General features: G+C 37.1%; 18 protein-coding genes. 8 read left to right on the plus strand and 10 right to left on the minus strand.

The annotated features are described in order from the left end of the window. Positions 1 to 98: 98 nt before the first annotated feature. The 4 genes from ACTJIV_RS08610 to ACTJIV_RS08625 form a co-directional block, all read right to left on the minus strand. Positions 99 to 1,211, minus strand: coding sequence for an HlyD family secretion protein (locus tag ACTJIV_RS08610; RefSeq protein ID WP_223558786.1), 1,113 nt, complete (start codon positions 1,209 to 1,211; stop codon positions 99 to 101). 23 nt (positions 1,212 to 1,234) lie between these two features. Then, entirely contained in the window at positions 1,235 to 2,545 is a 1,311-nt protein-coding gene (locus ACTJIV_RS08615; RefSeq protein WP_440626863.1) for a TolC family protein, read from the minus strand. 89 nt (positions 2,546 to 2,634) lie between these two features. Beyond that, the gene (locus ACTJIV_RS08620) at positions 2,635 to 3,480 is read right to left on the minus strand and encodes a helix-turn-helix domain-containing protein (protein ID WP_111957707.1); all 846 of its coding nucleotides are present in this window, start codon (positions 3,478 to 3,480) and stop codon (positions 2,635 to 2,637) included. A 38-nt stretch (positions 3,481 to 3,518) separates the two neighbouring features. Continuing rightward, entirely contained in the window at positions 3,519 to 4,586 is a 1,068-nt protein-coding gene (locus ACTJIV_RS08625) for a DUF2891 domain-containing protein (RefSeq protein ID WP_223558784.1), read from the minus strand. Positions 4,587 to 4,735: 149 nt separating this feature from the next. Here ACTJIV_RS08625 and ACTJIV_RS08630 point away from each other — a divergent pair, with 149 nt between their 5' ends. Beyond that, positions 4,736 to 5,650: a DUF4349 domain-containing protein gene (locus tag ACTJIV_RS08630; RefSeq protein WP_336379916.1), complete on the plus strand. Its 915-nt coding sequence runs from the start codon at positions 4,736 to 4,738 to the stop codon at positions 5,648 to 5,650. A gap of 69 nt (positions 5,651 to 5,719) precedes the next feature. On the opposite strand, the gene ACTJIV_RS08635 is transcribed toward ACTJIV_RS08630, so the two are convergent. The 5 genes from ACTJIV_RS08635 to dnaA all read right to left on the minus strand — a co-directional run bounded on the left by ACTJIV_RS08635 (position 5,720) and on the right by dnaA (position 9,621). Beyond that, positions 5,720 to 6,097 (minus strand): hypothetical protein, encoded by a 378-nt coding sequence (locus ACTJIV_RS08635; RefSeq protein ID WP_111957713.1) that lies wholly within the window; start codon positions 6,095 to 6,097, stop codon positions 5,720 to 5,722. A gap of 270 nt (positions 6,098 to 6,367) precedes the next feature. Further along, the gene (locus tag ACTJIV_RS08640; protein ID WP_111957715.1) at positions 6,368 to 7,066 is read right to left on the minus strand and encodes an SAM-dependent methyltransferase; all 699 of its coding nucleotides are present in this window, start codon (positions 7,064 to 7,066) and stop codon (positions 6,368 to 6,370) included. A 1-nt stretch (position 7,067) separates the two neighbouring features. Next, on the minus strand, positions 7,068 to 7,571 hold the full coding sequence (locus tag ACTJIV_RS08645; RefSeq protein ID WP_440626867.1) for a nuclear transport factor 2 family protein: 504 nt from the start codon (positions 7,569 to 7,571) through the stop codon (positions 7,068 to 7,070). A 1-nt stretch (position 7,572) separates the two neighbouring features. Continuing rightward, positions 7,573 to 8,022, minus strand: coding sequence for a low molecular weight protein-tyrosine-phosphatase (locus ACTJIV_RS08650; protein ID WP_336379914.1), 450 nt, complete (start codon positions 8,020 to 8,022; stop codon positions 7,573 to 7,575). A gap of 144 nt (positions 8,023 to 8,166) precedes the next feature. After that, positions 8,167 to 9,621: a chromosomal replication initiator protein DnaA gene (dnaA, locus tag ACTJIV_RS08655; RefSeq protein WP_111957721.1), complete on the minus strand. Its 1,455-nt coding sequence runs from the start codon at positions 9,619 to 9,621 to the stop codon at positions 8,167 to 8,169. 136 nt (positions 9,622 to 9,757) lie between these two features. On the opposite strand from dnaA, the gene ACTJIV_RS08660 reads away from it, so the two are divergent. The 5 genes from ACTJIV_RS08660 to ACTJIV_RS08680 all read left to right on the plus strand — a co-directional run bounded on the left by ACTJIV_RS08660 (position 9,758) and on the right by ACTJIV_RS08680 (position 15,144). Continuing rightward, positions 9,758 to 10,168: an acyl-CoA thioesterase gene (locus tag ACTJIV_RS08660; RefSeq protein ID WP_223558780.1), complete on the plus strand. Its 411-nt coding sequence runs from the start codon at positions 9,758 to 9,760 to the stop codon at positions 10,166 to 10,168. 128 nt (positions 10,169 to 10,296) lie between these two features. Then, positions 10,297 to 11,145 (plus strand): prephenate dehydratase, encoded by an 849-nt coding sequence (gene pheA / locus ACTJIV_RS08665; RefSeq protein WP_223558779.1) that lies wholly within the window; start codon positions 10,297 to 10,299, stop codon positions 11,143 to 11,145. 369 nt (positions 11,146 to 11,514) lie between these two features. Then, positions 11,515 to 12,234: a hypothetical protein gene (locus ACTJIV_RS08670; protein WP_440626870.1), complete on the plus strand. Its 720-nt coding sequence runs from the start codon at positions 11,515 to 11,517 to the stop codon at positions 12,232 to 12,234. 105 nt (positions 12,235 to 12,339) lie between these two features. Then, entirely contained in the window at positions 12,340 to 14,553 is a 2,214-nt protein-coding gene (locus ACTJIV_RS08675) for a DUF2339 domain-containing protein (RefSeq protein ID WP_440626872.1), read from the plus strand. Positions 14,554 to 14,703: 150 nt separating this feature from the next. Beyond that, positions 14,704 to 15,144, plus strand: coding sequence for a hypothetical protein (locus tag ACTJIV_RS08680; RefSeq protein WP_440626874.1), 441 nt, complete (start codon positions 14,704 to 14,706; stop codon positions 15,142 to 15,144). Positions 15,145 to 15,200: 56 nt separating this feature from the next. Here ACTJIV_RS08680 and ACTJIV_RS08685 read toward each other — a convergent pair whose 3' ends face one another. Beyond that, entirely contained in the window at positions 15,201 to 16,478 is a 1,278-nt protein-coding gene (locus ACTJIV_RS08685) for a replication-associated recombination protein A (protein ID WP_223558771.1), read from the minus strand. Positions 16,479 to 16,580: 102 nt separating this feature from the next. Here ACTJIV_RS08685 and yidD point away from each other — a divergent pair, with 102 nt between their 5' ends. Next, a complete protein-coding gene (gene yidD / locus ACTJIV_RS08690) occupies positions 16,581 to 16,832 on the plus strand; it encodes a membrane protein insertion efficiency factor YidD (RefSeq protein WP_174772291.1) in 252 nt (83 codons plus the stop codon). A gap of 423 nt (positions 16,833 to 17,255) precedes the next feature. Then, a complete protein-coding gene (gene lgt / locus ACTJIV_RS08695; protein ID WP_111957912.1) occupies positions 17,256 to 18,122 on the plus strand; it encodes a prolipoprotein diacylglyceryl transferase in 867 nt (288 codons plus the stop codon). The last annotated feature ends 2 nt before the right edge of the window (positions 18,123 to 18,124 follow it).

The raw sequence follows: 18,124 nt of genomic DNA on the forward strand, positions 1-18,124 counted from the left end.
GACCGGAAGTTATGATTCGTCTGCATCAACTTCCCTCTTCTGACTTCCGGCTTCCCTTCTAAAATCTTTCAATCATTAAATGCTTAAATCTTTCAATCCTAATTAATATTTACATTCATATTCATTCCTGCGCTCAGTTTTTCCAGATCTTCCTTTTTATTAGAGTTGCTGAATTCTATTCTTACTGGAATTCTCTGCTGCACTTTGATAAAGTTACCTGTAGAATTGTCGGTAGGAACACTGGAATATCTTGAACCTGTCGCTGCTGAAATAGCAGTGACTACTCCTTCAAATTGTTTTCCTCCCAAAGCATCAGCGGTCATTGTCATCTTTTCACCGATCTTAATGTTAGGCATCTGGCTTTCCAGAAAATTAGCTGTTACCCATTTCTGGCCATTCAGAACGATGGTAGCGACTTGCTGACCCGGCTGAATCAATTGTCCTTCAGAGATCGTTCTGCGTCCCATGATTCCATCGTAAGGTGCGGTGATGACAGTATAAGAAAGATTGATCTTTGCCATATCCAGTGCTGCCTTTGTTCTTTTGATCTCTGCATCATTAATTCCTAATTTGCTTTTTACCTCAGTTGTGGAAAGATTAGCCGACTGTTTCTGGTTGACTAAGGTTTCATATGCTGCTTTCTGAGCATCATATTCTGTTTTAATCTGGTCGTACTGTTGTCTGGTCACCGCTTCTGCGGCAAGAAGGTTTTTATACCGGTTTAAATTCTGCTCGGCGTTCCATAATCTTGCTTTAGCACCGGCAATATTAGATTCCATGACACTTACGTTATTGGAAACTGTATTTACGGATGAACTTGTTGCTGATCTCTGGGCAATTGCATTCTGATACGCAGCTTCTGCCTGGCCTAACTGGGTTAATAGTTCATTCTTATCCAGGATAACCAGGGTATCTCCTTTTTTAACCTTCTGGTGCTCTATAAATTTTATATCTTTAATATAAGCCGAAACCCTTGTATTGATTGGGTTAATGAATTCTTCTACCTGAGCAGCTTCCGTATACGTTTTGTCTCCTATGTGAAAATATTCGCGGACCAGCCAGAAAAGTCCGAATCCTATAACCAGGAATACAACCGTATTAGAAATAATCGCTCTAATCTTATTTTTTTTGTTCTGTTTCTTTTTAACGGCTGCTCCCGACTGTGCCGGTGCGGCCTGGGTATTTTGAGTATTTTGTTCCTTGTTTTCCATTATCTTGATTTTCAGTTTTAAAATTAAAGCGTTCCTGCAGCCTTCAGCAGGTTATAATATTGATACAATACATTGATCTCCGCATTGGCATAGTCCAGTTCCGACTGAAGTTTCTGGTTCTGCGCATCAATCATTTCTGCCTGTACTGCTAACTGGTTTAAATATTTGGCTTCAGTGATCTTGTAGTTTTCTTCAGCCAGTCTTTTGGAATCATTCAGGATATCAGCTTGCTGAATAGATTCCTGATATTTTACATAAGCTGCATTCACTGTCATATCTACATTCTGCTGAACGAGCATCACTGCATCACCGGCTTGTGTTTTCTGCAGTTCACCAAGCTTAACTTTTTCTTTTGTCTTATATAAATTATCAATATTGTAGCTCAATGAAACACCAGCCTGCCATCCTCCGGAATAAATATCCAAAACAGGATTTCTATTCGTAATCGGACGTTGTAAAGTATAACCTCCGAATCCGGAAAGCGTTGGCATTTGATCCGTTTTTATTATTTCAATATTTTTATCAGCAACATCAATATTTTTCTTTGCTGATTTCAGCTGAGGATTACTGTCGTGGGCAAGATCCATATAATAATCGATACCAATCCCGGATTCTTTATCCGTTAAACTTTCAACAGGAACAATTTCTGTATCGGCAGGAAGTCCTAACGCGATATTTAAATTGTAATTAAGGATCTTTTTGTTATTCGTAAGGGTAAGAATTCCCTGATCCAGATTTTTGATGGCCAACTCTCCACGGATAACCTCATTACGGGTCACCATACCCTGCTGATAAAACTTCTGGATATTTTTCAGACGTTCCTGAGCCAGTTTTTTGTTATTCTGAAAAACGGTTTCCTGGTTCAATATTTTATAGATATCCAGATAATTGGAGATCACGAGAAATTTCACATCAAGCTTATTTTTTTCCAAATCCAGTTCTGAAAGCTGTTCACGCAGACCTGCCATCTCAATGGACTTATTCACCAAACCCCCTTTAAAGATCAGCTGGGTAGCCTGTACAGCATATGAGCTTCCGTAATGAGGCATCGGAATATCGGTTGAGTTCGAAAAATCTTTGTCTATTGCTACCGCATCGCCTAAATAGAACTGGCTTGTAGAAGCTGTAATATTAGGGAGCTTTTGAAGTTTTGCAACATTTGTACTCTGTTTTGCAATGTCAATATTCTGCGCAGCCACTTTTAACTGCTGGTGGTTTTTCACAGCCATATCGGCTGCCTCACCTGCAGTCATCTGTTTGATCTGTTGAGAAAAAAACAGCGCAGGGAATAGAGCTATCACGAATGATAGTGCTGTTTTTACATTATTTGTCATTTTACCTTGTTTTACGAAGGCAAAGTTACGGTGGCTACAAATTCAATCAAATGTTTGAATTTTGGAAAAAGATGTTTAAATGTAAGATTTCAACTTTCAAACTGATGTCTGTACTGTCGTGGGCTTACTTCGAGATGCTTTTTAAAAAAGTGAGAAAATGCATATTGATCGCTGAAACCGAGGATTGAAGAAATCTCTGAAACAGGTTTATTGGAGGAGTTCAAAAGCACTTTGGCTTCATTCATTACAATTAAGGCAATGATCTGGCTGGCAGATTTCCCGGTAATGGATTTCACGACTGAGGAAAGATGTCTGGTTGTAATCGACTGCCTTTCGGCATAAAACTCAACGGTTCTTTCTGTAAGATGATGTTCTGCGAGATCTGTCAGGAATACAAAAACAATCTCTTCCTGTCTGGACATCTGATTCATGGAATTGTTATCTTCCTTGGAAATAATTCCCGCCATCTGATAACAGAAAACGGAGAAAAGATGTTCCACCATCTCTTTTTTGTAGAGCATTTCGGTATCTGAATCTAAAATATATTTAAGAAAGTTGACACTTTTCCAGACCACTTCCATTTCATTTTCAGGAAAAGGAACCCCCTTATTCATCTGCTGACGGAAATAACGATAGGTGATCAGCCTGTTGAATTTCAATGACAGTGCAGAGATAAAATCTCTTTTGTAAGAAACCATTCTCGACTGAAAATCGCCGCTTACGGAAACCATTTCATAAATCGTCTGAGGGTCTGTTACCATAAACATATTGGCAGAAAGCTCCAGATCACTGAAATGCTGACGGAGCTTTATCGTCCCTGATTTAATAAAAATAAAGGCAGGGTTTTCCGGACGGAAAGGTTTATCCGCAGAAATTCTCTCGAAAATATTATGCTGAGTGAAAATTTCAACACCAAATTTTTCTAAAGCTGACATGGCACAAATGTAACCAATATAATTTTCGCTTACAACCTTTAATCTTCAAGAGAATAAACCGCAAAGCTCGCCAACCAGTGGTCTCCACCATAATTCCCCTGAAACAATAAAGGAAGTCCTTTGGCTAAAAATACATCTGCCGTTTTCTTAAAATCTTTCTTCAATGGATGCCCCTCTGGAAGAGCCTTTGATATCCCTTTCATGCACCATGCTTTAGAAAAAGAAAGTCCAACCAGATGCACGGTCTGATAATCGCTCAGGTCACTGACAACAGGGATTTTCTCAATATTCTCCAAACTTCTCTTCTCATAAAAATTATTCAGCCACAGGACAAATTCTTTTTGTGGCAGTACTCTTCTCATGAGGTCTGCAATTTCAAGGCTTGGCGAGAAGAAGTCAGATCCGTCTGGTTCCAGATAAGCAGGTGTTTTCTGGTCTTTTCCGTAAAAATATTTTGCTTTTTCCTTTAATTGATTCTCAAATTCCTTGTCATGATTTGCTATAGCCCAATCGATTGCGAAAGCAAGGCCAAAGGCTGTATTTGGGTGAACTCCAGTTCTGTTTGGATAAGTTTGTTTGGGAAGATAGGCTTTCCATGATTTTAAAATCTGATCTGTGAGGGGTTTTAAATTTTCATGCCAGATTTTAGCTTTTGGATGATTCCAGGTGGTCAGTTCTTCGTCAAGCTTCAGCAGCCAGGCCCAGCCATAGGTTCTTTCAAAAGTAGTGGTCAATTCATATTTTGTGAAATAATCGGCTTCAGCCTGCAAGTTTTCTTTGGCTAACGAATTGTCAAGGATTTTTTCAATGTCTTTTGCATTGGCCAGATTGGGTTTCGTCTTCAGCAATCTCACAAGCATCCAGTGTCCGTGCACGGAACTGTGCCAGTCGAAACAGCCGTAAAAACTTGGGTGAAGATCTTTGGGAGTCAAAATAGCCTCACCGGCATTATTGATAATGTGTGCCGTCTTATTTGGATATTCCTGATTGATACAGTGAAGGGGTTTTTCAAGTAATTTACCTGCCATTTCATCGGTAAGTTTCGGAACTTCCTGAGCGAACATCAAAAATGGAGAAAATGCGAATGCTAAAAGACTTTTTTTCATTCCCTAAAAATAGAAAATAATTTAGATTTCAGATTGTTTTCAAAACTATTAAAATAATGAATCTTAATAAATTTTATAAAAATATTGTGAATTTGAAACAAAATAAAGATTTAAGCATAATTCTTGATAAGGTTCAATAAAAAATATTCATGAGAAAATTATTTTTACCTTTATGTATACTGCTTTTGATGAGCGGGTGCAAGAAATCCGAACTGGACGTTGCCAATTCCTCTCCGGCAGTAGCAGCTGATAAAGCAGTAGCAGTCACTGAGTATGAAGTGGAGGCTCCTCCAGCGCCAAAAGAAGTTTATCAAATGGCTCCTGCTAGCTCTATTTCTGAAAAATCAGAACCCGTTAATAAATCTGCGCAACCTTCTATAGCCCCGAAAAAGCTGGACACTATTGCCAAAAAGATCATTAAAAACGGCAATATGAAAATCCAGGTGGGAGATATTAAAAAAGCCCAGAATCAGGTAGAAGATATTCTGAAAAAAAATAATGCTTATATTCAAACTGAACAGTTTCAAAATACTGACCTAGATGACAATCTAGACCTTGTTATCCGTGTCCCGCATAAAAATTTCGATGCGCTCATTAATTCATTTTCTGACGGAGTGGGTTCTGTTTTATCCAAAAATATCTCATCTGATGACGTCACTGAAGAATATACCGATGTCTCTATCAAACTGGCCAATAAAAAGATCTATCTCGAGAAATACCGCGATATGCTTAGAAGCGCTTCTACTACAAAAGACATGATCGAAATCCAGGAGACCATCCGCGAACTGGAAGATGAAATTGATGTAGCGGAAGGCAGGCTCCGATTCATTGATGACCGGGTGAATTACAGCACACTCAATCTGAGTTTATATAAGGAGAAAGTAAGAAGTTCTGCCACTTCAAAAATTGGTTTCGGAAGCCGCTTTGCAGATTCTGTTACTGAAGGATGGAACAGCTTTATGAGTTTTCTTTTGGGAATTATTTCTTTATGGCCGTTTCTGCTCCTTATTCCCATTATTATCTTCTTATGGAGAAAATGGAAGTCAGGAAGAAGTACAAAATAACGTTTTCTGTATAAATAAAAATCCGGATGTCGTTGCCGACATCCGGATTTTTACTGCATGATCAATGATTTAAGCATTGAAAAAATCTTTAACGGTTTCGAGCACCTGCTCATCTGACATTTTTTGTGCTGTATCTAATGTTATTGTTAAATTCTTAAATTGAGCCGTGTCATGAAGATACTTTTTAAGCTCCTCCTGAATGGTTCCAGGACCTGTAATATAAACTTCCTGGGAATTGGTCAGAAGATGCTCTACTTCTTTAAAAAACTTTATCCGGTTAGTACGTTCAGCATTATTGGCTGCATTTTCACTTGAATTTCCATGCTGTATTTCTGCTTTTACAGGACTGCAAAGGAAAAATTTGAATGCGTTCTGTGCATCGTGATTCTTTACAACAATTGCTTTTTCAGTATCTATCCAAAGTCCTGCTAATTTCTTATCTGACATAATTTATTTTTTTGGTGTTATAAGCTGTACAGAACAAGAATGGTGCAAAGGGCATGTTAAGGGCTGTTAAATGTTTATTTATAGGTAAGATGGTAAATGAAACAGCTTCAAACTGATGAATGATTCTATATCTCTGCAGATTTAGCCCATCATTCAGATTAAGAATACTCACAAAAAAGATCTGCCCGATCTGCTAAATCTACGAGAGAAATAATAGACAAATTACCGTAGAGATTGCTTCACTTTCAATTCGCAATGACGTTGTGAGAACTATTTCCCTAAGACAAATACCGCAGGAATTTTGTGGAGTTCCGGCTTTGCTTTTTTCCAGTCGTTAATGGTTTTTGTCTGGATGAATTCATGCTCCGGATCGTTAATATTTGCTGCGATGCAGAGCTTTGTATTTGGAGATAAAAATTTGGTAAGATCTTCAAAAAGCGGATTGTTTCTATATGGAGTTTCCATAAAGATTTGAGAATATCCTGTCTGCTGCACTAAACTTTCCAGGCGTTGAATCTGTTTTTTCTTTTCTCCTTTATCTATCGGAAGGTATCCATGAAAAGTAAATTCCTGCCCATTGAATCCACTGGAAATTAAAGCCAAAATAATGGATGATGGTCCTGAAACAGGAATCACCCTGATATTTTTTTCATGGCACCATTTCACAATCAGGTTTCCGGGATCCGCAATACATGGAAGCCCGGCCTCAGAAAGGAGCCCAAAGTCCTGTCCCTGCAGCATGAGCGTTTGAGCTTCTTTGATATCAGCATTTTCCGTGTATTTGTCAAGCAGAAACAGCTTCAAATCAGACTGCTTCTTTTCGGGAGCAAAGAATTTAATAACCTTTCTGGCTGTTTTTTCATTTTCCACAAAGAAATAATCCGTCTGCATAATATAATCTTTCAGTACGGGTGAAAAGTGAGTAATAGAAGTATTTTCCGATAAATAGGCTGGGAGTAAAAAAAGCATTTTATTGTTTTTTAGTTCTTTCTTTTAGTGAAGGTTGAGGGAAATATTCCGTAAGATCCATAGAAAAGGTAACTGAAGTAATTTTCCATATTCCGTGGATCTTCATCAGAGTCCAGATTTCTTTACCCCAATTTTCCATTTTCCCGTCATACCAGAAACTGTAGTCAAAATTAGCAGAAGCTACAGCTCCGTCTTCAATGATTTTGATATTGTCGAATTTTTCCTCAGATTTATTATCCTTAAAGCCTCTGATAAAGGCTTTATAATCATCCGTAAAATAGTATTCCGCTTTTGGATTTTTTTCCAGACGTTTAGCCTGGGTTCTGTCATTATAAATTCCGGTCCAAAGCACTGGATCCTGAAATAAAGATGCAAACTTGGCTTCATCCCTGGTTTTGATACACTGCATAAATTCTTCTATTACTTTCCGTATTTCAGTTTCGTCCTTGGTTTGGGCAAAAGAAAAATTAAAGCTTAAGAGAAGTGTGAGAATTAATGTTTTCATATTATGATAGAATTTGGTTTTTAATAGCATCACAGCCTTTATCCAACAATTGGAAAACGTCTTCAAAATCCTTCATATCTCCCCAGTAAGGATCAGGAACCTCTGCATTTTTATGATCTCCCAGTGCAGACATAAATAATAATATTTTCTGGCGCTGTTCTTCATTCTGTGCTTTTGAAACCACATCTTCATATACATCAATGTCCATACAGTAAATCTTATCAAAAGTATCAAAATCAGTTTTGGTAATAGGTCTGGACCTTTGTTGCGAAATATCAATATGATGGTTTGCGGCTGTTTTTACAGCTCTTTTATCCGGAGTTTCCCCTTCGTGCAGAGAGATTGTTCCTGCTGAGTCTATAAAAAAGTTTTCAGGGACTTTTGTCTTCATAATACCTTCTGCTAAAGGACTTCTGCAGATATTCCCGAGGCACACCATCAATATTTTCATATCATTTTATTAATTGAAAGATTAAATGATTTATTCCATTAAGACAACTAAAAATGTAAAATCATTACTTCCAGCAGCAAAACTAAATAAAAAATGAAGAATAAAACTATTCTCCATTTCAATTTATTCAGATTAAATTATTTTCTATTTTTTGATTCTTTCAGCAAGATCTTTAACGTACTTTTTTACTTCTTTATCAATTTTTGATACATCTTTAATGGTATCGCAGGCGTACATTACTGTTGAATGGTCTTTTCCGCCCATCTCTTCACCTATCTTTGTAAAAGTAGCATTAGTCAGCTCTTTTGAAAAATACATCGCCAATTGTCTCGGAAGTGCAATTTCTCTTTTTCTTGTTTTAGAAAGAAGCTGTTCTTTTTTGATTCCGAAATAATCGCATACCACCTCCTGAATATAAGGAATATTGATCACTTTCTTCTGGTTGGCTGCAATCTTATTGATTGTATCTTTTAGTAATTCAAGGCTTAAGTCTGTTTTATAAACCGTAGAATAAGCAATCACAGAATTAATGACTCCGATAAGTTCTCTTACATTGGTCTTGGCTTCAGCGGCAAGGAAATCCAGCATATCGCCTGGAAGAACAATTCCATCTCTGCTCAGTTTATCTACTATGATCTGTCTTCTTGTAGAAAGATCCGGTGATTTAATTTCGGCAGAAAGTCCCCATTTGAAACGGGAAACAATTCTTTCCTGAATGTCCATGATATCTGCAGGCGCTTTATCTGATGTAAGGATGATCTGTTTTCCGTTCTGATGAAGATGATCAAAAATATGGAAGAAACTATCCTGTGTCGCAGATTTACCTGAAAGAAACTGAATATCATCAATGATCAAAACATCAACCATCTGATAGAAATTGGCAAACTCAGTCTGCTTATGGGCTTTCGCAGCAGAAATAAACTGCTGGATAAATTTTTCTGAAGACAGATAAAGTACGACTTTATCCGGAAACTGATTTTTTACCTCAAGACCTACAGCCTGTCCCAGGTGTGTCTTTCCAACTCCATATCCTCCGTGAAGAAATAATGGATTGAAAGCGGTTGCGCCTGGTCTTTTCGCAATAGATCTGGCTACCGTGGCAGCAAATTTATTACTCTCTCCTTCTATATAATTATCAAAAGAATAGTCAGACTTCAGGTTCGAATCTATATTTACTTTTCTTATTCCCGGAAGTACAAAAGGGTTTACAATATTCGCAGAGAATCCCTGTGGCATTGTTTCCTGCATTTTTGGGGTAGGAACGCTTTTTCCCTTCATATTCATAGTCACTGGCTTCTCCTCTCCGGTAGGCCTGTTTTCCATGACAGAATACCATAATTTGACACCTTTTCCAAGATTTTTCTTCAGGGCAGCAGAAAGCAGGGATAGGTAATTATCCTCAATATATTCCTTGTAAAAATCGCTCGGCACTATAAGCGTAAGGTTATTAGCAACCAACGAAAGTGGCTGTACCTTATCGAATAGCATGTCGAAGGATTTTTCAAGCTTCTTAAGATCAGAATTATCCTCAGCTGCATTCAAATTATCACGCATGAACTGAAGACATTTCTGCCATATCATCATTAAATTTTCATCCATATTTATGCCCCGATTAAATCTTTGTTAGTACTTTTTGTAGAAGGAAGACAAAGGTCCAATTTTTTCTTTTCAAAAAAAAATATTGCAGGTATTGATTATTTAAAAATATATTTGTATGTGTAAATAAGGACTAAAAATGATACATACAACTCACTCAATACGAGTACGTTACGGAGAAACAGACCCTATGAAATATGTATACTATGGCAACTATGCAGAGTATCTTGAAATTGGCAGAGTGGAACTCTTCCGAAGCATAGGAATGTCATACGATGAAATTGAGAACCAAGGAATTTGGCTTCCTGTTTCAGATTATAAAATTAAATACATCCGCCCAGCGCTTTACGATCAAAAATTAGAAATTCATACCTATGTCAAAAAAATTCCAGGGGTAAGAATAGAATTTGAATATGAAATTTTCAATGAAGAAGGGATAAAGATCACGGAAGCATCCACTACCCTGTTCTTTCTGGATGCAAAAACCAGCAAAATCATAAGGTGCCCGGATTTTCTGATAAAGCTTATTGAAGAGAATTGGAACAGGTAGCAGATCTTAGGTAAAAGGTTGCAGCGAGAAGAAGGATATCATTAACGAAAGATACAATTGTTTTTAAACTAATTTGCATCTTTGCACTTCAATCAGAATTCTAAATATAATAACATTGATATAAACGTATGAAGATCGCATTTCTGGGACCCCACGCCAGTTTCACACAGTTGGCAGCCACGCAGCTTTTTCCGGGGGAAGAACTTTTACCGCAGGCCAATATTCTGGACTGTTTTAATGCTGTTAATAGTGGACAAGCGGATAAAGCTGTTGTTCCTTTGGAAAATTCTATTGAAGGGACTGTTTCTATGACCCTGGATTATTTATACAAAACACCTTCCATCAAAATTGAAGCAGAGGGAGTGATGCCTATTGCCCATCATCTGATGATTCATCCTGAGAACAGTTTGGAAGAAATAGAAAAAATATATTCGCATCCGCAAGCTCTGGCTCAAAGCTTCCATTTTCTGGATACACATCATAAGGATATTGTGAGACAGGATTTTTCTTCTACAGCAGCAGCAGCAAAATATGTTTCTGAAAATAAAGATTTGAAAATAGCTGCCGTCGCCAATCAGTTTGCCGCCAATCTGTACGGATTAAAAATCGTTCACCGGAATATTCAGGATTTTGAACAGAATCATACCCGTTTTATAGTCATTACCAAACAGCAGCCGGCTTACCATAACACCAGCCTTGAGGTACTGGGAGAGAAATCCGGTATGCTGATTAACCTTCCTGAGGATCATGCGGGTGGACTTCATCAGGTCCTGTCTGTTTTTGCCTGGCGAAAGATGAACCTCAGCAAAATTGAATCCCGAACACTGAAAACAGGCCTCGGTAATTACTTTTTCTTTATTAATGTAGTTGGAAAGTGGGAAGAAGTACTTCATGGAAATGCTCTTTTGGAGCTTCAGTCAATTAATGCGGAGGTTGACTTTCTGGGTAATTATAAGGAATTCCTCCTCGAAAGCTAAAATTATACAGATAATATAGCTCAACTAACACTGCTCTTATGGCAGTGTTTTTTTGTTTTGACATGTCTTCTCGCCGTGATTATATGACAAACACTGCCACCACTATAATTAAGTGTCACAAAACATGACAAAATTTAAAAATATTTAATTCATAAAATGAGGAAATATTAAAATAAAATATCTATTTTTACTCCAGAATTTATTTTAAAAAATATTAACACATAAGCATATTACGAAGAAATATAAATCACAAAATAAACATTTGTTTAAATTATCAATATAATAACATGTAAATAATTAAAAAAAACATAATGCAAGGCATGGTTTTTGCATTCAATAATTCTAAAAACTAATTGAAAAGCTTACACAATGAAAACTAAAATTTACAATTTGCTCTTTGCTCTAATTGCAATTCCAGCATTTTCCCAAGTGGGGATCAACACAGCTAATCCGACCGCTACATTGGATGTTAATGGAACTTTGAAAGTAAGGGATACTCAAATGATACCTGCTTTACCTGGATATACTATTATGGTAGTCAATGACGGGACCTTTCAAGTTGCCAAAGTAGACCCTCAGATCATTATTGATGCTGCTACAACGGCATCCGGCACTAATGCTTCTGTGTATGCAGCCAAAAAAACTACAGGAATAAGCTTATTAAGTTTAGGATTATTCCCTTCAGGATTCAGAGCAGTCAACTTCCTTGCTACTGAAAGATCAATAGGAAATGCAGCCTTATTCTCAGACACCGATAATACATACACCATTCCATCTGCAGGAATATATGCAATCGGATTTACCTTTAAATACGGTACCGGACTACAGGCCTCTCTCCTTGCCAACTCACCCGGCGTGGGAATTTTAAGAACAAGAGCCGGTGTAGCAACAATAATAGACAACCGCCCATTCAGTGGAGCTAACCTTATTTTATTGAGTTTAACAATTTCTGAAACCAGCCTTAACTCAATTTATACTTTCCAGGCTGGAGATAAAATTAACTTTGGACTTACAGGTTCAACAGCTTTAGATGTAAGCTTACTTGGGGCGAGTGTGGCCTCATTTTACATCTATAAAGTATCTAACTAAGATTCATATAATTTAATCACTCTACACAGTTAATCCATCACATATTCTGTGATGGATTAATTTTTTATCCTGTTACATTTATTTATATTTGATAAAAACTAAAGAATGAGTGGGTTTCTTGCAGTCATATTAATCATTGTGATCATCTTTTTTATCTTCAACAATCTTAATCATAAGATCAGGAAGCTTGAGAAAGAAGTTTCTGATCTACAGGTAAAAATCAATCAGGCTCAACAAAATACAAATACCTTACGAGACCCGTCAGCCAACGAAGAAAATCCGTTATCTCATCAGGTACAGGAGATCATAGTGCCTGAAGAAAACATTTCTGGTGAAGTTTCCAGAAAACCTCAAAAGGACTGGCTGGAACCTGTTTTTGAATTTTTAAAACAAAATATTCTGACCATCATCGGTATTTTCACCCTTGTTCTTGGAATTGGCTACTTTGTAAAATATGCTATAGATAAAAACTGGATCGGAGAAACGGCAAGAGCAGGAATAGGCCTGACTGTCGGAGCGGGAATTATGCTGGCAGGACATTTTCTGAGAAAAAATTATGCTGTTTTCGCATCCATTATCACCGGAGGTGGAATTGCGGTACTCTATTTTACCACCACCATTGCTTTCCGGGAATATCACCTGTTTACCCAAAATACAGCTTTCTTTATTACTACTATCGTAACCATCATTTCTATTGCCCTCGCCTATTACTATAAAAGTGAAGTATTGATTATTTTTGCAATGCTGGGAGGTTTTTCAGCGCCTCTGATGATCAGTACAGGGCAGAGTAATTATCTTTTTCTTTTTACTTACCTGACCCTGCTGAATATTGGTATGCTCACCACTTCATTTTTGAAAAACTGGAAAAGTGTGGGATGGACCTCTTATATTTTTACAAGTGTCTATCTATTCTTCTGGACTGTAAAACATCCTGAACTACTCAGTATTGTTTTTTATATCATCAATTATATTATTTTCTACATTTTCGCACTTCAGGATCATATCAAAAAAGATATCCTTTCACCATGGGACACTTTAATGCTGGTATTAATTAATTTTTCCAGTATTATCGGCCTGATTTATATATTCCATACATTAAGCTATGAGCCTGTAATTATTTTCCCGCTTCTTTTTGCCGGTGTTAATGCTGTACTGCTTTTAAGAGAATATGGAAAAAAGAGTTTTGACTTCAGCTATTCTATTTTTGCAGCTCTTACCATCAGCCTTATCACAATAGCGGTCGCCATTCAGTTCAGAAGTCATCTTATTACCAGTGTTTGGGCTGTAGAAACGACTCTTCTTCTTTACATCTGGAAAAAAAGTTCGCACAACATCTTTAAAACTTGTTTTTATGTACTTTTCCCGCTCGTCATCATTGCACAGATCATGACCTGGTCGGAATATCTGAATAAAGACAATATGGCTGTTGTGTTTAATCCGGTCTTTTTAACGAGTCTTGTGACCATTACTACAACAATCGTGAATCTCTTTTTATTGAAAAAAATCAACGAATCACAGAAACAGAAGGATCATTTTTTTGAAAATGTTTTTGCCGTTGTAAGTTATAGCGTTATATATATTGCCCTACTGTTAGAGATCAGCTATCATATTTCGGATATGCCCTGGCCTGCTGTAGTAAGTATTGGTCTGATATTCAGCATTTATTATATTTTTGCCCTAATGATACTCAGGAAAAAGCTGGGTATTGAAAGCATTATCCAGACTGGACTTATTTACCTGCTATTTATTCTTATTGCTTTAAATGCGTCATTTGCCGCATCAGCAGTTGTTACAGCAGTTTTACAGAAAAAACTCACATTCGGTTTTTATATGATCCATCTTCTTCACTGGATTCCTTTTGCATATATATTGTTGGGCGTGGCTTCCAGTACTGGTTTTTATAAAACAAAGCTTTCCTACTGGATAGTTTCAGCAACACTTGTTATTGCAGTGAGCTGTGGATTTTATCACACTTACATCCTAAGCTCCGTAAATGACATTTCGCTGGTCTATAAAACGAAAGAACATTTTAATATTCTCTATCTTCCGATCATCTGGACTGTTCTTGCTAGTATTTTTATTTATATCAGTCTAAAAAAGGATATTCCTGAATACAGCAGGATTGGATTTGTACTTATAGGAATTATGGTACTGAAACTTTACAGCTATGATGTCTGGCAGATGGATAATATCTCAAGAATTACTGCTTTTATACTATTAGGAGTTATTTTATTATTAAGCTCCTTCACTTTCCAAAGACTGAAAAACATTATCAGAAACATGGTGGATACAAAGAAGGAAGAAAAGGAGGAGGAATAGATAACCGTTAAATACTTGTTTTAAAAATCAAAAATCCTTAACAAAAGTTTTAATTTCTAAACAATATTTAAAATATCACAAAAATTCATTCACATTTTGTAAAATTTAATTATATTTATCCAGTTTTTAACAGTTATACATATTCTGGTTATGAAAAAAATACTCTATTCTTTTTTAATATTATCATCTGTAGCATTATCTGCCCAGAAAAATCCTTCTGTAAAGTTTGCTGTTGCCAATGACGTGGTCGGAACAGTAGGCATGTTCAACGCAAGAAAAGCCATTGTTCAGAGCTCTAATGTCTACAAAGCTTCTTCTGCGCTGCCACAGGGTTTAAAAAAATACAGCTTCATTGCGGAAAAAGGTTTAACGGAATATAAAATCAAAAACGGCTATGAAGATTTAGACAGAATATCTTTAGCTCAACTGAATTCACAATACGGAGTGCCTGAAAATACACCGGTTTTTATTGAAGGTTATGAGTTTTCTGACAGCAATATGAGCATTTATGGTGACATCATGGGCAATGTAGAAGTTAAGGACTATAACGGAAAGAAAACCGTTTTCCTAAGCACAAGTGCTTTAAAATAACGACACGTAAGATAAATTATATAATAAAGGATACTTTTCAAAGTATCCTTTTTGCTTTAATATCTGTTATTCCATTTTTTCTTAAGCTCTTCATAGATCTTTTTTTCTGTAGCGTTATTTCCCGGCTGGTAAAGCTTCACATTTTTAATTTCTTCAGGCAGGAAATCCTGTTCTACAAAATTACCTTCGTATGAATGGGCATATTTATATTCTTTACCATAATCAAGGTCTTTCATCAGCTTGGTGGGTGCATTTCTAAGATGTAAAGGCACCGGCAGATTTCCAGTCTGTTTTACAAGAGCTAATGCTTCATTAATAGCCATATAAGTTGAATTGCTTTTAGGGGAAACAGCCAAATAAACTGCTGTTTCACTTAAAATGATCCTTGATTCCGGATTCCCTATAACATTAATGGCCTGAAAGCAATTGTTGGCGATCACCAAAGCGTTGGGATTTGCCAGCCCGATATCTTCAGCCGCAAGAATAAGCATTCTACGGGCAATAAATTTGATATCCTCACCTCCTGCAATCATTCTTGCCAGCCAGTAAACAGCACCGTTCGGGTCACCTCCCCGCATAGATTTTATAAAAGCAGAGATAATATCATAATGCTGTTCCCCGTTTTTGTCATAGAGTGCCATGGTTTCCTGAAGAATATCCAGGACATCTGAGTTATTGATTTCTTCTTTATCTGAATTCACATATTGATTAAGAACAAGTTCAACAGAATTGATCAGTTTGCGGGCATCCCCTCCTGAATACTGAATAAATGCTCCTTTTTCAGCAATCTTAAAAGAGGTTCCTTCATCCTTATTAAACCGCTGGGTAGCAGTATCAACTAATTCTTCAAGCTTTTCATAGCTTAAGGCTTTTAGAATATAAACCTGGCTTCTAGATAAAAGAGCAGATACCACTTCAAAGCTTGGGTTTTCTGTGGTGGCACCAATCAGTACAATCCATCCTTTCTCAACAGCGTGCAATAATGAATCCTGCTGGGATTTATTGAACCTATGAATCTCATCTATAAATAAAATGGGAGATTTTCCTGAAAACAGGTTTTGTTTTTTAGCATCCTCAATCACATCTCGTACATCTTTTACTCCCGAAGAAACTGCAGAGAGCTTATAGAATTTCCTGCCTGATTTTTCGGAAATTATTTCAGCCAGGGTTGTTTTTCCGGTACCCGGAGGCCCCCAGAGAATCAGGGAATTCAGTGCATTATTTTCGATCATCTTCCTGATCGTACCTTTTTCACCGGTAAGATGCTCCTGCCCCAGAACTTCGTCCAGGGTTTTGGGTCTTAACTTTTCGGCTAATGGAATATTTTGGCTCAAGATAATTTATTTTTAGGATAAACAGATTCAGGTTTTTTGGTCTCTGAAACTTATAACAAAATTAAACTAATTTTAATTTTTTTACCCTATTTTTGCATTGTTTTGAAACTTACATTCAATAAAATCATCAGTTTTCCTTTGGTAATTTTGATAAAATTTTACCAGTGGTTTATTTCGCCCCTACTTCCCAAAAACTGTCGCTATGAACCTACCTGCTCTCATTATATGGTAGAGTCCCTTCAGGTACATGGTATTTTCAAAGGGCTTTGGCTGGGTATCAAAAGAATTTCAAAATGCCATCCGTGGGGAGGCAGTGGCTATGATCCTGTTCCTCCGAAAAAATTAAATCAATAACAAACTATTAAATTAATAGAAATGAGTAATCTATTTTTCAGAATTTACCTCATCGTATTTGCATTCATTACACAATCTGCGTTTGCCCAGCAATATCCCGGAGGATTATCTGACGGAACTCTGAAAGTAAACGAAGGCAGCGTTCCGGTAAAGATTTATTCCACTACCGAAATAGGTGATCTTAATGCTTTCCCGGAAAAAGCTACAGACAGCAATATCCTGGTTATTCTGAATGAATCCAATTTTGAACCTGCTTACTTTAATTACAGTGCTACCACTTTAGAAAAGTACAAGAGCTTGCATTATCAGCTTTTCGATAAAGATTTTAAGCTAATTGACGGTCCTGCCACACAGGACAACATCACCAAATTCAAATATGCTGTAAAAACAGCTAAGCCAATTAACGGAACCGACAGTGTAGCTTTGGAGACTCCTTTCAAAATATGGGACCCCTCAAAAGGCATCCAGTTGGGGCCGGTTACCCTTCATTTCTACAGCTTAATGTTCGTTTTTGCCTTTGGCTTTGGATATATTCTAATGTTAAGAATCTTCAAAATCGACAATGTTAACCAGAAATATCTGGAACCGCTTTTCACATGGACGCTGATCGGAACTATTTTAGGAGCCAGATTAGGACATGTCATTTTCTATCAGCCGGAACTGTTCAAAGAAGATTTCTGGAGCGTATTTTTACCGATAAGCACTAAAAACGGGTTGAAGTTTACAGGATTCTCCGGGCTCGCAAGTCATGGGGCAACAATAGCTTTGATCTTCACTACATTATATTATTCATTTAAGATTATCAAGAAAAATCCATTCTGGGTATATGACAGAATTGGAATTGTGGTTGCTTTGGGAGGTGCATTTGTAAGAATAGGAAATTTTTTCAATTCGGAGATCGTAGGAAAAGCTGTTGATCCCAATTCTCCTCTTGCTATTCTTTTCCCACAGCAAAGCAGTGAATATGGCCCAACAGTTCCCCGCTATCCGGGCCAGCTTCTTGAAGCTGTAGGATATTTTCTGCTGTTTATATTGTTATGGATATTATACAGAAAGACAAACAAAAAATATCAGCAGGGATGGCTATTCGGACTGTTCTTTATTATCCTTTGGGCTGTAAGATTCTTTGTGGAATTCCTGAAGGAACCTCAGGGAGACGAATTCATCCAGATTGGAGGGCTGAATACGGGACAGGTACTTTCCATTCCGTTTATGATTGCCGGGGTTGTTATCATGATTATTTCTAAAAAATTCAAAATCACTCAGGCAGAAAACGAGAAACCGGAGTAATG

Source organism: Chryseobacterium sp. 22532, from assembly GCF_052044665.1.
GTDB lineage: Bacteria > Bacteroidota > Bacteroidia > Flavobacteriales > Weeksellaceae > Chryseobacterium > Chryseobacterium lathyri.